Origin of the sequence: Pseudochrobactrum asaccharolyticum (assembly GCF_003314995.1) — a bacterium.
GTDB classification, from domain to species: domain Bacteria; phylum Pseudomonadota; class Alphaproteobacteria; order Rhizobiales; family Rhizobiaceae; genus Pseudochrobactrum; species Pseudochrobactrum asaccharolyticum.
The window spans coordinates 1-13,758 of the sequence record NZ_QNRH01000015.1 but is presented as its reverse complement, the minus strand read 5'-3'; the positions used below and the strand labels follow the sequence as shown (position 1 = coordinate 13,758).

General features: G+C 41.3%; 18 protein-coding genes. 11 read left to right on the top strand and 7 right to left on the bottom strand.

Going from position 1 to position 13,758, the window contains the following annotated elements; genetic code table 11:
- Window positions 1-35 precede the first annotated feature (35 nt).
- The 5 genes from DFR47_RS20330 to DFR47_RS21920 all read left to right on the top strand — a co-directional run bounded on the left by DFR47_RS20330 (window position 36) and on the right by DFR47_RS21920 (window position 2,242).
- Window positions 36-836 (top strand): lysozyme family protein, encoded by an 801-nt coding sequence (locus DFR47_RS20330; protein WP_113946341.1) that lies wholly within the window; start codon window positions 36-38, stop codon window positions 834-836.
- Window positions 836-1,105 (top strand): hypothetical protein, encoded by a 270-nt coding sequence (locus tag DFR47_RS20325; RefSeq protein WP_113946340.1) that lies wholly within the window; start codon window positions 836-838, stop codon window positions 1,103-1,105. The genes DFR47_RS20330 and DFR47_RS20325 overlap by 1 nt, the downstream gene beginning before the upstream one ends.
- Before the next feature lie 102 nt (window positions 1,106-1,207).
- Window positions 1,208-1,507, top strand: coding sequence for a hypothetical protein (locus DFR47_RS20320; RefSeq protein ID WP_147245681.1), 300 nt, complete (start codon window positions 1,208-1,210; stop codon window positions 1,505-1,507).
- A 114-nt stretch (window positions 1,508-1,621) separates the two neighbouring features.
- A complete protein-coding gene (locus DFR47_RS20315) occupies window positions 1,622-2,098 on the top strand; it encodes a hypothetical protein (RefSeq protein WP_147245679.1) in 477 nt (158 codons plus the stop codon).
- 3 nt (window positions 2,099-2,101) lie between these two features.
- Window positions 2,102-2,242: a hypothetical protein gene (locus tag DFR47_RS21920; RefSeq protein ID WP_170137585.1), complete on the top strand. Its 141-nt coding sequence runs from the start codon at window positions 2,102-2,104 to the stop codon at window positions 2,240-2,242.
- Here DFR47_RS21920 and DFR47_RS20310 read toward each other — a convergent pair.
- The 3 genes from DFR47_RS20310 to DFR47_RS20300 all read right to left on the bottom strand — a co-directional run bounded on the left by DFR47_RS20310 (window position 2,229) and on the right by DFR47_RS20300 (window position 3,887).
- Entirely contained in the window at window positions 2,229-2,456 is a 228-nt protein-coding gene (locus DFR47_RS20310) for a hypothetical protein (RefSeq protein ID WP_113946337.1), read from the bottom strand. The two genes, DFR47_RS21920 and DFR47_RS20310, sit on opposite strands and share 14 nt — an antisense overlap.
- 115 nt (window positions 2,457-2,571) lie before the next feature.
- The gene (locus DFR47_RS20305; RefSeq protein WP_113946336.1) at window positions 2,572-2,781 is read right to left on the bottom strand and encodes a cold-shock protein; all 210 of its coding nucleotides are present in this window, start codon (window positions 2,779-2,781) and stop codon (window positions 2,572-2,574) included.
- A 428-nt stretch (window positions 2,782-3,209) separates the two neighbouring features.
- The gene (locus tag DFR47_RS20300; protein ID WP_113946335.1) at window positions 3,210-3,887 is read right to left on the bottom strand and encodes an outer membrane protein; all 678 of its coding nucleotides are present in this window, start codon (window positions 3,885-3,887) and stop codon (window positions 3,210-3,212) included.
- Between the two features lie 1,151 nt (window positions 3,888-5,038).
- Here DFR47_RS20300 and DFR47_RS20295 point away from each other — a divergent pair.
- From DFR47_RS20295 to DFR47_RS20280, 4 genes are all read left to right on the top strand, one after another.
- A complete protein-coding gene (locus tag DFR47_RS20295; protein ID WP_113946334.1) occupies window positions 5,039-5,482 on the top strand; it encodes an NUDIX hydrolase in 444 nt (147 codons plus the stop codon).
- 254 nt (window positions 5,483-5,736) lie between these two features.
- Window positions 5,737-6,339 carry a hypothetical protein gene (locus DFR47_RS20290; protein ID WP_113946333.1) on the top strand — a complete coding sequence of 201 codons (603 nt, stop codon included), beginning with the start codon at window positions 5,737-5,739 and terminating at the stop codon, window positions 6,337-6,339.
- Between the two features lie 373 nt (window positions 6,340-6,712).
- Window positions 6,713-7,465: an SDR family oxidoreductase gene (locus DFR47_RS20285; RefSeq protein WP_113946381.1), complete on the top strand. Its 753-nt coding sequence runs from the start codon at window positions 6,713-6,715 to the stop codon at window positions 7,463-7,465.
- 148 nt (window positions 7,466-7,613) lie between these two features.
- Window positions 7,614-7,973, top strand: coding sequence for a hypothetical protein (locus DFR47_RS20280; RefSeq protein WP_147245677.1), 360 nt, complete (start codon window positions 7,614-7,616; stop codon window positions 7,971-7,973).
- Between the two features lie 72 nt (window positions 7,974-8,045).
- Here the strand turns inward: DFR47_RS20280 and DFR47_RS20275 are convergent, their stop codons facing one another.
- From DFR47_RS20275 to DFR47_RS20255, 4 genes are all read right to left on the bottom strand, one after another.
- On the bottom strand, window positions 8,046-8,666 hold the full coding sequence (locus DFR47_RS20275; protein WP_113946331.1) for a glutathione S-transferase family protein: 621 nt from the start codon (window positions 8,664-8,666) through the stop codon (window positions 8,046-8,048).
- 582 nt (window positions 8,667-9,248) lie between these two features.
- A complete protein-coding gene (locus DFR47_RS20270; protein WP_170137583.1) occupies window positions 9,249-9,971 on the bottom strand; it encodes a GntR family transcriptional regulator in 723 nt (240 codons plus the stop codon).
- 257 nt (window positions 9,972-10,228) lie between these two features.
- On the bottom strand, window positions 10,229-10,393 hold the full coding sequence (locus tag DFR47_RS21910; RefSeq protein ID WP_170137582.1) for a hypothetical protein: 165 nt from the start codon (window positions 10,391-10,393) through the stop codon (window positions 10,229-10,231).
- A 501-nt stretch (window positions 10,394-10,894) separates the two neighbouring features.
- A complete protein-coding gene (locus DFR47_RS20255; protein ID WP_113946327.1) occupies window positions 10,895-11,080 on the bottom strand; it encodes a hypothetical protein in 186 nt (61 codons plus the stop codon).
- 393 nt (window positions 11,081-11,473) lie between these two features.
- On the opposite strand from DFR47_RS20255, the gene DFR47_RS22420 reads away from it, so the two are divergent.
- Window positions 11,474-11,641 (top strand): lipocalin family protein, encoded by a 168-nt coding sequence (locus tag DFR47_RS22420; RefSeq protein WP_113946326.1) that lies wholly within the window; start codon window positions 11,474-11,476, stop codon window positions 11,639-11,641.
- A 1,235-nt stretch (window positions 11,642-12,876) separates the two neighbouring features.
- Window positions 12,877-13,707 carry a glycosyltransferase family 25 protein gene (locus DFR47_RS20245; protein WP_113946325.1) on the top strand — a complete coding sequence of 277 codons (831 nt, stop codon included), beginning with the start codon at window positions 12,877-12,879 and terminating at the stop codon, window positions 13,705-13,707.
- Window positions 13,708-13,758 lie beyond the last annotated feature (51 nt).

Sequence of the window (13,758 nt, the reverse complement as noted above, 5' to 3'; positions counted from 1 at the left end):
ATAATCGACAAGGCTTTTTCATAGGAAAATCACAAATGGATAAAACCGTGCCAAACGGCGCGGCGATCCTGCTTGACTTCATTCGTAAGATTGAGGTTGGGCGGGTTGATCGCGCGTCTTATGATGTCATCTATGGTCACAACCAGAACAAGCTGCCAAAGCCGATCACGTCTATGACGATTGGTGAATTGGTGGATGCGCAGGCCGATTTCACGCGGCGGTTTAAATCCTCTGCCTCTGGTGGTTATCAGTTTATGCGCAAAACCTTGCAGGATTTGGCGCGGGAGCTGCGTTTGTCCGGCAAGCAGATGTTTGATCCCGATCTGCAAGATCGCCTCGGCTATCACCTGCTTAAGCGCCGTGGCTATGAAGATTTCATGGCTGGCAAAATCACCATGCCAGAGTTTGCCAAACGGTTGGCTATGGAATGGGCTTCGTTTCCGGTGCTTGCCGCGACGAAAGGCGCGCACGGACAGCTCAAGCGCGGCCAGTCCTATTATGACGGTGATGCGCTCAATAAGGCTCTGGTTGAGCCGGAAGTGATTGAGGCGGTTTTGCGCAAGATAAAAGCTGCGGGCAATGAATTACCGGTTCCTGAAAAGCCGGAAACGGAAAACCTGACGCCTGAGCCTGAAAAGCCTAAACCTGTCTGGAAATCAAAACGGGCGTGGTTGTGGGGCTATATCGGCACCATGTCGCCTGCAGCCCTGATGGGGGCATTTGATTGGCGTGTGCAGATGGTGATTGTTCTCAGTATCATCGGCATCTCAATCTATTCCATCGTCACCATGCAGCAGGTGAGAGACAAAATCACCGAACTGGTTGAGGCACTCTGATGATGGGGCGGCTCAAAATCATCGCTGGCTTGCTGCTGGTGGGGGCTGCGGCTCTCACCGGTGCATTTCAGTTAGGCAAGTATAAGCAGCGCCAAGAGGGCGCAATTCAGCAATTACAAAGCGATATCCGTACTGAGCGGGAGAGGGTGAGGGATGATGCGAAAACACGCAATCTTTCGGACTATGATTTTTGTATTCAGTCTCTTCGCCGTCGCGGGGTGCGCACAGTTGGAGAGTGCGAGCAACTGCGCGGGCTGGCGCAAGAATGATCTTTCAGCCGCTGGGCTGGTGGCTCTGACAAAAGCTGATCGGCAGGCTGCTGAGAGGGTGGAAGGTAATGACCAAAATGGAAAACGGCAGGGGTGCTGGTGATGGGAGAGGATATTAAATGGTTAATCGGGATATCGGCCTCTATGGTGGTCTCATTTATCATTGCGCTTATTGCTTCATTCCGGTCTCTTGCCGCGTCCATCAAAGCCGGTGATGATGCTTTGCACGAGCGGATCAACAGGACACGAGATGATTACGTGCGCCGTGTTGATCTCGATGGGCATGTGAACCAGTTACGAGATGGTATGAAGGAATTAAAGGATGAAACGCGTGATAGTGCCAAGGAAACAAATAAGCGCTTGGATCAAGTACTTGCCGTGTTGGCTCAGGATAACAAATGATGACAATCCATGCGAATTTTGTCACAAACATCAATATCGGTAATGTTAGATGCAAGGGATAATATGTACGCACTAATGGATCATGAAGACATCATAAAAAGCCGGAAGGCATTAATGGTGACCAGTCTGTTTTTGATAATTCTTCATTCTTTTCAGATATCAGGACAAACTATCAATATATTCGGTTTAGAGGCAAAATTTGATAAGGAATTATCTCTTGGCCTATGTGGATTGGCAGTTTTTTATTTTCTCTATATTTTTATATTAAAAGTAGTAGAAAGTAAGGTGTTCGAGGCAATCGAATTCAGAATTCAAAACTATAAGCTCTTGCTCGAAGACTTGAAAAAGCGAGTAGATGATCCAGATTACTTTACCAAGGAAGAAAGTAAAATTATACCACCTGGTATTGAATATAGAGAGCGTAAAGACTGGATTGATTCAATAAAAACCAAGCTAGATCAGGCTTTTATATCTCTGAAGATGATAACATTTCTTCTTGTTGATGTTTGCCCTCCGTTACTTTTTGCAATTTTTGCAATTAAAAAAACTCATGCGCTTTCTGCTGTTGCATCGATTTTAGCTGTTAATTGACATATGTTGTTATGGTTTAACGATCTGGAAAAGAAAATATCCGGTGTAAGCGATACTCTGGCGAAGGTGGTCTGGCTGATTATCAGCGCGTTGATCCTTGGCGTTGTCAGCTTCATGATTAAGGGCGGGTTTAATGTGCCTTAATGCTGCTCTTTGGTTTTGATTTCTTTGTTTTTGAAGGCGGTGTGATTGCTGCTTGAGCAAGTCTTTGTGCTTTTAATCGAGCGTTTTTTTCATCTCGAAGTTTCACATTTTCTTCGATTTCATGAAGGACACGGTTATGCACGTTGTTTTGAATCTGTGTCTTGTCAAAAGCAATTTCTGCATCTTGACGCAATAAGCTGTGCATAGATTTCATCTGGTAGCCAATCTTGAAGTGAGAAATAAAAAAGGCCAGACAAATTGTCTGACCTCTCGCGGTAATGTTTTCAACAATGCCAGTACATCCGTGGTCAAAGTCGAGTTATACCAAATTATACAGCCTGAAGATTGGTGGCTGACATTTTGCCCGAGCGGTTATCGCGCTCTAAATCGTAACCGATTTTCTGGCCTTCTGCGAGTTCACGCATACCAGCACGTTCAACGGCTGAAATGTGAACGAACACATCTGCGCTGCCTTCATCAGGCTGAATGAAGCCGAAGCCTTTTGTAGAATTAAACCATTTAACTGTGCCAGTGGTCATAACGAACCCTTTTCATAGCAAGAATAGAAAACTCACGCGGAAATACGCGATGAGAGTGATAGCGATTTTTTTGAAAGGAAGATTCGTCAAAGGCGCCAATGGGGCGCAGAAAGCAAAGCTAAACAAGCAAATATCGATAACACAAATATGGACTATTAATATTTTTTGTCAATCATTAGTTTTTAATTTTATTTATAATCAATTTTAAGTTGCGGTTAGGATTGGGCTGGAGAGATGGTAATCCGTACTCTCGCAGCTTCTATTAAGGCCAGTGATTATGCTCTGCATGAGAGCATCAAAAGAGCGCGGGACGACGCCAGGGAGACAAACTATCGTCTTGATCGGGTTCTGGCTGCTTTGGCACAAAATAAAAAATAAAAAACAGCCGCCTAGAGATTAGGCGGCTGCGATTATATTATATGCGTAGCTTAGAATTTGTAGGCAATTCCAACGCGGATATCATTTGTTTTTAACTTATAAGAAACACCTTCAGTTCCGCCAAAGTCAAAATCTTTGCTACCATAATCTGTGTAACGGTATTCAAAACGAAGGATCAGGTTATCAGTGGCTGCATAGTCAAGACCAGCTCCGATTGTCCAACCAGTAAGGGTTTCTTTGTCGGAAAAAGTTTTGTTGATAGCTGGCAGGCCGTAGGAATTTTTCACCTGACCGAAGGCTACACCGCCAGCGAGATAAGGGAGAAAACGGTCAATTGCATATCCCGCGCGAGCGCGCACTGCACCAGACCAAAGCAATTCAGTTTCGTACTCAGCCGACGAGATGGTGTGGTCTTTTTTAATGTTACTATAAGTGATGTCAGCATCAATACCTAGAACAACGCTGTTCTCTAAAGCAAAGTTGTAGCCAGCATAGATGCCACCAAGAAAACCGTTCGGTTTCAATTCGCCATCAGTAAATAGATAGGTATAGTCTGAATCACCCCAGCCATAACCAATTTGGGCGCCAGCATATCCACCAGTCCAAGAAAATGACGGGGCAGCTATAGCTGGAGCAGGTTCTTGATACTGGATTGCATCAGCGGCATTAGCTGCGGAGATTCCCGAAAGTGCTACGACTGAAGCAAGTAAAATAAATTTGATTCTCATGGATTTTCCAAACTATAGTGGCGCCTATCCGCCGATGCAGCTAATCTACTTTTTTTGATGTGAATGTCTGTAGTAATACTGCAACACATGTATTGAACTTCACAAAGACTTTCCTAATTTTTCAATGCGTCGCGTTGGCGTGCCTGCTTCATCATGGCGTGGTATTATCGCTCATTGCGCAGATCCATATTCAAGACAGTCTCTTCATACCGTTATCTTCTCCACACATTATCGCCATGAAGCGCGACGGTATATCTCTGCCCCCGACTGCACCCTCCGACAAAGCCTGACATTTCATACAGCCGCTATATGGCCACGTGCATACGGCCTCTTTTTAGGTGTGGCACCACTTCTTGTAAGTCATTGATATTTTATGAGCGTAAAAACTGCCACACCATGACTTAAAGCATTGATCGGCGTGTAAAAGTCTGCTTCGGGCGAGGCCTCCATCCAATTTTCAAATATTTGAATTATTTTATTTTTTAGCGTTTTACCCGCACTATTAGTTGAGGTGCGGGATAATTCGTTCCCAATTTGATCAGCAACAGGGCGTGAAGACTTAATGCCGAGTCTCACTTGATCTGTATCTTTCGTGCACAGTTCTGCCCGTTTAACATGCGGTCATCCGTATTATGTTATGAGCCCATGAGTGGCTGCTTCTGGTGCAGGGGTTGGTGAGAGCTTTCTTATGTCATGAGCGCTCTTTTTGATTTGTGTATCGTTGCAACGATCACGAAACCAATTTCAAAAGCTCTCAGTGCCAAAAGGTTGTCGGAGATTCCACGGTGAACTGAGAGTCTTGGGGTTTTGAGTGTCGAGATATTGCCACGCATGTGCTGACAGCCAGCGCATACTATATCGGGTCAACGGCAGCTGTTGGAGCAACAGCTGGATGGTCTTTTAGAGTTCATGAGAATAAGTCTCTCAATGTTTTTAGAAATGGTCTCTGCGCGGTTGGTTTTACCTGCTTTAATCTCTGTAATGTACCAGAATTTGTGAGAATGCCAAACCCGAGGTTGTGACAGCACGTCTTCTTGGAGTGTGGTTTTGATTGTATCGAGTGGATAGTTTCGTTCTAATTTTGTTCTTATTTTGTGAGGTTTATGCCAAGCTGATCATTGGGTCGATTCTACTTCAAAAGGGCTGATGAGATGAGCAATCGTGAAAGGCATATGCAGTCTGCGGCAGTATTTGTGATTTTGCGTAAAGGTGAGCGAGTTCTTTTACTTCAGCGTATGGCTACGGGCTGGATGGATGGACAGTTTAGCGTTCCTGCCGGTGCGCTGGATGCTGGTGAGACTATTAAGACTGCTGCGATACGAGAGACGTTGGAGGAGGTTGGCACCATTGTTCACCCTCACGATGCCATTCATACCCACACGATGCATTGCAAAACCGGATCAGCCACATGGATGGGGCATTTTTTCGTTGTTGAAAGCTGGCATGGGGAACCTCACATTTGTGAACCTGATAAACATACTCAGGTGTTGTGGTGCGAGGTTAATACTCTGCCGGATAATCTCATTCCATATGTGAGACAGGCACTGGATTTGATTAAACAAGGGGTAAATTATTCTGAGTTTGGCTGGGTATAAAGTGCTCAATATGTTCATCTACAGAGATGAAGATTATTCGCGACAATGGTGTCCGGATGCATGTTTGCTTTGGTTGTTCTGCCTATCTAAGGCAAGCTTCTGCCAGGTCCGTTCAGTGTTACAAGGTGGCTTTTAGCTCTTTCCTGAGTTGGTTTTTGGGGTTAGAAGTTTTTCTCTCATGCGTAATATTGTGACCTTAGGTGGCAATTTATCCGTATATCGCGAAAGCTGAATAAAAACTTTGGAACCTCCCGATGATCAGTCTTAAAAAAACATTGTGCGGATTTACGATTGCCCTGAGCATGGCATCATTACCATTGTCTCCGGTTTTAGCAGCTTCTTCGGGTTCCGGTGATTTAACTGCTGAACAGCACGCGGAGTTACAAAGTGCTGCAGGTATCACTTGCGATAAGAATAAAAGTGAGAATTGCACTGCCGGCGAAATCGAAAGCGGCGATTACTATAATGTACGGATCTACGGAAGTTGCGTAAATGCAGCTTACTATGGCCGGATAAATGACAAGCCGGTTTCTTTAAGAAAAGGTGTGGCTACAACGGGTTCTGACGGCAAAACAAACGGCGCATTAGCACCTAATCAGTTGGTTTGTATTCAGGCAGTTGCGCAAGTGAATGCGACTGACATGGTATATTACGTCATGGCGCTTCCGATGGATTACGGGCCGGAATGTAAAGGCGAAGAATTGTGTAAAAAGCCTCAGCCTCTTGCAGAAGAATATCAGGCTACTATGGCCAATTGTAAGGCTGACAACCACAAAGGTTATGCTGGTTGCCCTCAAGGTTGGGTGTTAGCAAGTGAGATGGAAGGTTATTCAAACGGACTATCTTTTGGACAGTAAGATCTTGCTGTAAGTCCTGACATAGATCGAGAGCAGTTTACTGGTATGGCAGTGATAATTATATTCTGCTTGATATTTTGAGAGCGTAGAACCGTTACGCTATGATTTAAATTTATTTATATGGGCTTCTCTCCATTTTTTAGAATGGAGAGAGGTGTATTCAATTTGAACTTTATATAGTTCTGCCTGTTTCTTAGACATATAATGTAGTTACAAGCCTCCGCCTGCGAGGAAATATGTGATAACTGCGTTTGCGCTTTCATTTTCAAAACTGTTTTTATCCCGGGAAGGCATTTAAAATTTGATCGTAAGAAATGCATAGTTGGGTAGTTCGGGAATTCTTATGGCTGTTTTCTTTGATTGGAGAAACGTCATGAGAATGCTGGAAAATAAGGTTGCGATTATTACAGGCGCATCATCGGGGATTGGCCGTGCGGCAGCTTTGCTGTTTAGCGCAGAAGGTGCAGCCGTTGTATTAAATGCCAGAGGTGAAAAGGGTTTGCAGGAAGTTGCTGAAGAAATCCGTTTTGCGGGTGGGCAGGTCAGCACAATTTCCGGCGATGTCAAATTGATGACAACACACGAAAGACTTGTCCGCGAGGCTGAAAAGGTTTTTGGCGGTGTTGATATCGCTTTTAATAATGCTGCCACTATCGGTCCTGTTAAGCCACTTGCGGACGTTGCGTATCTGGAGTGGGAGGATACCGTTGCTGCGACTTTGACATCTGCATTCCTGGGGGCGCGCAGTCAAATTCCAGCTATGCTGAAGCGAGGAGGAGGCTCAATCGTTTTCACATCCAGTTTTGTAGGTACAAGTGTGGGGCTGCCCGGTATGGGTGTTTATGCTGCTGCCAAGTCCGCTTTGATGGGATTAGTGAAAGGGGTTACGGCTGATTATGCAGCACAAGGAATACGGGCGAATGCCTTGATGGCTGGTGGTACTGACACGGCTATGGCAGGGGATTCGGCTCAGAAAGAATGGGCAGCCGGCTTGCATGCTATGAAACGCATTGCGCAACCTGAAGAAATAGCAAAAGCGGCTCTGTTTTTGGCAAGTCCGATGGCAAGTTTTGTTGCCGGTTCCGCATTGTTTGCTGACGGAGGAAATTCAGCAGTGAAATTATAAAGCTGTTCAAGTCTTTAAATTTACGTGCTTTTGTGAAATTTGTTATCGCTCATTGATTATAATAATGTGCTTACTCAATGAGAGAAATATACCTATCGGCTAGTAAGCGTGTTGTAATATGCCGGTTAAGATGGCGGGATGTTTTTTGTTGAACACTGAAATTCATGAAGCTCACCTTGGTCAGCTTGAACAAGATGTTGTGCAACTACGCCAGAATTTGGTTAAGCTTAAACAGGACAAAGCTGCTCTTATAACATTCGTAGAAAGAGTGCAGCGACGTAATCTCGGAATGATTTGCATTGTTCTGATAGCAAGTGCGATAGGTTGGTTCGCAGGCGGATCAAATTGGTTGCGTTGGTATGTTGTACCAATAGTCTTAATGTTGTGTGGTCTGTTTTCAGTCGGTGCAGCTATTTTGACATCATATACAGCGCGCAAAATTACCAGACTTGAGGATGTAGCGTTCAATGCAGAGATTGCTATTACACAATTTAAAAATCAGCACTGAGTTAATCAGGATAGTTGAGATTTAGCATGACCCAACATGATGAAGCCCCGCATATACGGGGCTTCATCATATTCAGGTAAGTGGAGACATGACGCCTTTTTGGTAGGCCGGACGGGATTTCAGTCTTTCATACCAATCCTCCAGCGCAGGCATAGATGGCCGCTCAATTGGGAACGAGAACCAAGAGTAAGCGATACATCCTAAAGGTATATCACCAATACCTAGATGATTACCGGATAAATAAGGTGTTTTTTTCAGCTCTGCATTTGCCATTGCCATCAAAGGTGTGCAGTGCTTGATGCCCAATATAACTTCATTTTCATTACGCTGTTCAGGGGTATGCCGGACCAAATTCCAGAATAAATTTCTGAAAGGCAACCCAAAGGAAAATGATGTCCAGTCCATCCATTTTTCAGCAGCATATCTAGACTGGATATCTGATGGTATGAAAGGTGTTAGGCCATATTTCTCAGCCAGATAGCGTACAATCACATTCGATTCCCAAAGTACAAATCCTTCATCCTCAAGGCACGGTATACGCCCGTTGGGATTCTTCGCCAGATATGCTGCTTCATTTACAAGTCCAAACTCACCGCCTGCCGGAATGGTTTCATAAGTAAGGTTGAGCTCTTCCGCACACCAAAGTACCTTGCGAACATTGGTTGAGTTAATGCGACCCCATATTTTCATCAATGCACCCTGAAATCATACAAATAATCAAGAACCTGAGTATCTAAGCGCCGATTATTAAGGATTCGCAATGGTTTCATGGTGGCTTTGAAGCTGGAAAGGAACAAAAAAGCGCATTGCCTGTTTCTTATACAGGAGGTGCAGTATGGCTGTTTATGAATATATATCCATTTATAATAGTTCTGTGGCAGTGGTCACGATAGCAATTGTCCTGATTGTATTTTTGGCTTGGCAATTGCGAAAGCGGCGAAGATCGAAATAAGCCCTCATCTAAAAGGGCTGTGTTTGTTCGTAGAGTTTTTTCGGTGAGCGGAGAGGAGATGGATGATTGCTTAGGTATTATTTTTTTAATTTTCATATGTAATAAAACTCGCTGAAGCGGGTTTTGATAAAATAAAAATTAAAATAGTTTAATAATGCGTAAGAAATATAACCTAATGTTAAATAATTACAATCAAAAAATCCGTATAATTCTTTATCAATTCAGCCTCATTAATGATAACTATCCTTCATTAGGAAATTAAAAGTAATTTTTCAACTTCATAATATTTAAAAAAATGCGTTTTAAAGCCATAAAAGAGCAATTTAATTTTTGTTGTGTAGCTCATTATATGTCGCCATAACCATATCAAGGTGCTTGTTTACTAAAATCTCTGTTTGTTCAAAATTACGGTTTAATACAGCATTTCTTAAATCTGTATATCGATCCGTAGCATACAGAGCACGTAAGGTTGGGGACTGTATCGTTCCGGTTGAAAACTTCTGATCTTCAAAATTAGGCATCAAAATTCTGAAAGCACGGCCCTGACGTCGTATATGGTTGGTCGCCATGATGTGAAAGTGGCTCGCCCAAGGAGAGCGGTGGGCTGAGATTAAGGCGTTATCAAAAGCATCATGTGCCTGCGTCCATGCAATATAATCTTCATAGGAGCACTTGCCTTCGGATGGTGAAGTTTGCTTTGCTAAAAGATAATGGGTGCGAACGATTTCGGATTCCCAATTATTATCACCAAATAGCATCGCTTCTTTTAACAATTGTAGCTTGAATATTCTTCTGCTTCTGTAGAGTTCCATTAATTCTTCAATGGAAACCGGGGCTGTGTAATAACCTTTGTTTGGGATTAACTTTACTAAGTAGTCACCTTCGAGGCGGGATAAGGCTTCACGAAGCGGCGTTGATCCAAAGCCATATGTCTCTTGTAGCCAATTTATTTTCAAAGGAAAATCAGGGGCAATTTTGATGTGTAAAATATCATTTTTTAAAGTCTCGTAAGCACAGTCAACCTTTGAAAATTTTTCGCGATGCAAAACCTTGTCCTCAATGATTTTTCTCTTTATTTTTTTAAATAGCTTTAAATTATTAAATTTGAATAAGATATTTTATAAAGCGTTGTTAAAAAAAGTTTTTGATAGCTCTGTGGCTCAAAATTGATAAATGCATGTTTGTCGTTAGCACTTAATATTCTGAGGCTCTATAGGATGATGTACTAAACAGCTTCATGTAATTAGAGTCCCAGATTCATGAGCAATTTCCGGTTTTATAAAAATAAATTAGTACATTGTTTTTATTTGTATTTTTTGTCTATTTTTGAAAATAATAACCCGAATAAAATTGTAAAAGCTATCGCCGTGGTAATACCAATAATAGGGGTTTTCGGGCTGGATGTTATAAGGGCTGCTCCAACACCGATGCCTATTATTGCTCCTAGAACGAAACCTTTTGCTGACATGCAGAGCTTTCTGTTTTTTTTGGGGGGGGGATTTTAGTGGCTGTTCCGCATAATGAATGCTTTGCAGGTTCTAGTAAAATCCTCCATCAGTTTGACCTGATAGCTGAATACCAGCACTTCACCTTTTCCGCGCGTGACAAAGCCCTCCTGCGTTACAATCTTTTGTACACGTTTTATTTCGCTCCATTTTTGACGACAGGAAGAGCTAGGTGTCACTCTCTGTGTGAAGAGAGTTCCGTCACTGAGCGGAATTCTTGGTGTTGAAAATTTTGCGTCTTTTTCCATCTCTGTGGAAGTACACCCAGCCATTATGATCAAGATAAGTAGTAAGGTTACCCTGTAAATAGCCATCAGTTCGCCCGTTAGATGTGAAGCAGGGGCTTTGTGGGAAATAATTTTGATAAAGTCAATATAATATGACTTTTATCGTCATGTTATATTGAGCCTTTTTGATAAAATAATGGCATTTTAATCAGGGGAATCCTGATGCTAAACAGAATGCTAGTGCAGGGTTCTGGAAAAATCGTTCTGATAAATCATATTTAAATGATCAACCATATTATCGGTTTCTACAATATTAAGTCCGATAACTTCTTTGCCATTATGTTTTGCAATAGCCCCTGTAATGATGTCGTAGACGCACCATGAACCGGTTGGAAGCTTTTTCATGTCGTAGCGGAAGCGCATAGAAAGATTTTCTCTATATAAAAACGTCAGGATTATTACTGAATAAAAGGAATTCAATTTATTGCAAATGAATTTAAATGATTGAGATTATGAATGAAATTGATGAATTTTCTTGATCTCAAGTGACTGTTTTTATTGATTTATTGGGAGATCTGTCGTCGAGTTTGGTTTTCTTCGGCTGTATTGATTTCGGAACGATCAAAGCCTCTTGGCGTTTATAATATACCTGACAGGAGTCTGTTATGAGTGTTAAAAAATATTGCTACTAGCTGCAGCCTTGGCTGCAGGTTATAAATTATACATATCTGCTAATTTGACAATTCCGGATGATATTGTGCTGGTAGGCGGTTTTGAGCTTGATCGCTATTTGGGGAAGTGGTTTGAGGCTGCCGGATAGATAACCGGTTTGAAAAAGGCCTGTTTAAAACGACGGCAGAATATACGCTCAATAGTGACGACACAGTGTATGTTTTGAATGCTGGTGTTGATGAGATATCGGGCAGATATATGTGTGTATCCGGAACTGCTGTATTCGTGCGGAAAAAGACGTTAGCGCTCTGAAGATATCTTTCTTTGGTCTGTTTTATGGCGGATATAATATCGTAGCGATTGATGCAGGTTAAAGTTGGGCAATTATTGTTGGCTTCAGCACAAAATATTTTGGGGTAATATGCCGTACCTCTGTGGTATCAGAAAAAAATGTGGACTATCAAAATTGCCGACGATCTTGGTATAGATTTTCAGAAACTAAAATTGGTGCCTCAATAGTTATTGTGATTACTAATATGTTTAAATACAGTTTCAATCTATATTTAATAATAAACACACATAAATATTCCATCTCTTGCTGTATTCACAAATGTCTTCATTGATTTTATTTTTCAGTGCGAATGTTCTGACACTGGTGATTTATTGATGAGCGGAAAGGTTGGCGCAATTTTTGTTTCTGCCTTTTTTATTTCCGTCGGCCTGTAGTAGCTGTCAGTGGTTATTGAAATTTTTCAGATTTAAGGCGTTTTAGGATGCAGTGAATATCCGTTGTCGCGAACATGAAGCTACAGTTAGCGACTGTGACAAAAGGAAAAGTGAGCAGTATTTTATCTGGTGAGGGGCTAGGCTACTCGAAAGCCCAGCGCTTTTTCCAAACCAAGTTCTATCCCAACAAGAAATGGTGTTTTGAATTCAGGTACGTATGGTTTCGCTGGAATTGGGGGGATAGAAGAATTTCGCCCGTTAACGGTCTGCCACCCTGCAATAAATCCTGCAGCAAAGTCATTGTGAGGTATGCAATTCATTGGTGCCTCTTGTTTTATAGTTGTTTTCTATTTTATTATATTGCTAATTTTTTTAAAGTCTTGTTTGTTGTTGAATTATGTTTAAAATTAATCGTTAATGTTAAATATTATTAAAGTTTTTTGTTTTTATTGTTATTCACTGCCGATTTTTATTTATAATTTTATTCGTTTGATCAGTTTTGGATGATGTTTGGTGTAAATAAATTTGCAAAAAATATATAATTTTTATTGTTTGAATAAAATTACTATAGTTATTTTATAATTTACTTCTAAAATTAACATTTTTGTATAATTTAAAAAGTATATTTATTTTAATATACTTGTTTTGTATTTTATATTTAATTTAATGAGGTTGATGAAATTCTGGCGCATTTATGACAAATTTAAATATAATAATATTATTTGATACTTAATTTAGATTGAGGGCTAGTCAATAATGTGACTAGTTTACTCTGCTTTTATGGAGCTCTATCGGGCGCAATGATTTAAGTCAGGAGTATTATGAAATCATACGTTATTAATCTAGATCGTTGTGCAGACCGTTTACAGGACATTGTTGAGGTTTTTAAGCATAATAACTTAGATTTCGTTCGGGTTAGAGCGGTGGATGGTAAAGAGTATGCTAAAACTCTACGGAATTGGAGCTATCTTATAACGCCGCCAGAGGTCGGTTGTTTTTATAGTCACATACGGTGCTTTGAATTAATCGCGGCGGGGGATGAGGATTATGCTGCGATTTTCGAAGATGATATTATCTTATCTAAATCGGCTTCACATTTTCTTAGTAGTATTGAATGGATACCTGGTGATGCTGATATAATTAAAATAGAGACTAAAGATGAAAAGAAAAAAATTAAATTAGATGAAGTTGTGAATTTAACGGATTTTGATTTTAAAATTGGAAAATTAAAATCAATTCACTTAGGTACAGCTGGGTATATTATATCAAAGAAAGCTGCCAGTAATATTATAAATATTTTAAAAAAACCTGAAATCCCAATCGACAATTATCTATTTTCCGGATGTGAGGGCGAGCTGAGTAATTTTTGTGTTTACCAAATTTTTCCGGCTCTTTGTAAGCAAAAAACTGATGGCAGTATTATAGATGTTGAGCGTAGTGAATGGCATTCGATGGAGGTCGAAGAAAGGAGACGCAATAAAATTCAAATTGGGATTGGCGAGCGAATTATTAGAGAAATAAAGCGACCATTACGAAAATATAGCAATAGATTTTTAAATTGGTATTTTGAAATACACAGTACTCATCGTGTAGGGAAGGGGTGGCGATTGACCTGGGCCCCAATGCTCCTCCATTTTTCAGGAGAGTCTTAGGTTATACTATTGGCCTTAAGCGGCCCGTTTTTCTAGAGCCATTTTTATTGC

Excerpts from the sequence above, each read along its gene's own strand:
- DFR47_RS20290 (WP_113946333.1), top strand. The coding sequence starts at position 5,737 with ATGATCAGTCTTAAAAAAACATTGTGCGGATTTACGATTGCCCTGAGC.
- DFR47_RS20320 (WP_147245681.1), top strand. The coding sequence starts at position 1,208 with ATGGGAGAGGATATTAAATGGTTAATCGGGATATCGGCCTCTATGGTG.
- DFR47_RS21920 (WP_170137585.1), top strand. The coding sequence starts at position 2,102 with ATGTTGTTATGGTTTAACGATCTGGAAAAGAAAATATCCGGTGTAAGC.
- DFR47_RS20295 (WP_113946334.1), top strand. The coding sequence starts at position 5,039 with ATGAGCAATCGTGAAAGGCATATGCAGTCTGCGGCAGTATTTGTGATT.
- DFR47_RS20285 (WP_113946381.1), top strand. The coding sequence starts at position 6,713 with ATGAGAATGCTGGAAAATAAGGTTGCGATTATTACAGGCGCATCATCG.
- DFR47_RS20325 (WP_113946340.1), top strand. The coding sequence starts at position 836 with ATGATGGGGCGGCTCAAAATCATCGCTGGCTTGCTGCTGGTGGGGGCT.
- DFR47_RS20255 (WP_113946327.1), bottom strand. The coding sequence starts at position 11,080 with ATGCGCTTCCGCTACGACATGAAAAAGCTTCCAACCGGTTCATGGTGC.
- DFR47_RS20245 (WP_113946325.1), top strand. The coding sequence starts at position 12,877 with ATGAAATCATACGTTATTAATCTAGATCGTTGTGCAGACCGTTTACAG.
- DFR47_RS20300 (WP_113946335.1), bottom strand. The coding sequence starts at position 3,887 with ATGAGAATCAAATTTATTTTACTTGCTTCAGTCGTAGCACTTTCGGGA.
- DFR47_RS20305 (WP_113946336.1), bottom strand. The coding sequence starts at position 2,781 with ATGACCACTGGCACAGTTAAATGGTTTAATTCTACAAAAGGCTTCGGC.
- DFR47_RS20310 (WP_113946337.1), bottom strand. The coding sequence starts at position 2,456 with ATGAAATCTATGCACAGCTTATTGCGTCAAGATGCAGAAATTGCTTTT.
- DFR47_RS20330 (WP_113946341.1), top strand. The coding sequence starts at position 36 with ATGGATAAAACCGTGCCAAACGGCGCGGCGATCCTGCTTGACTTCATT.
- DFR47_RS20315 (WP_147245679.1), top strand. The coding sequence starts at position 1,622 with ATGGTGACCAGTCTGTTTTTGATAATTCTTCATTCTTTTCAGATATCA.
- DFR47_RS21910 (WP_170137582.1), bottom strand. The coding sequence starts at position 10,393 with ATGTCAGCAAAAGGTTTCGTTCTAGGAGCAATAATAGGCATCGGTGTT.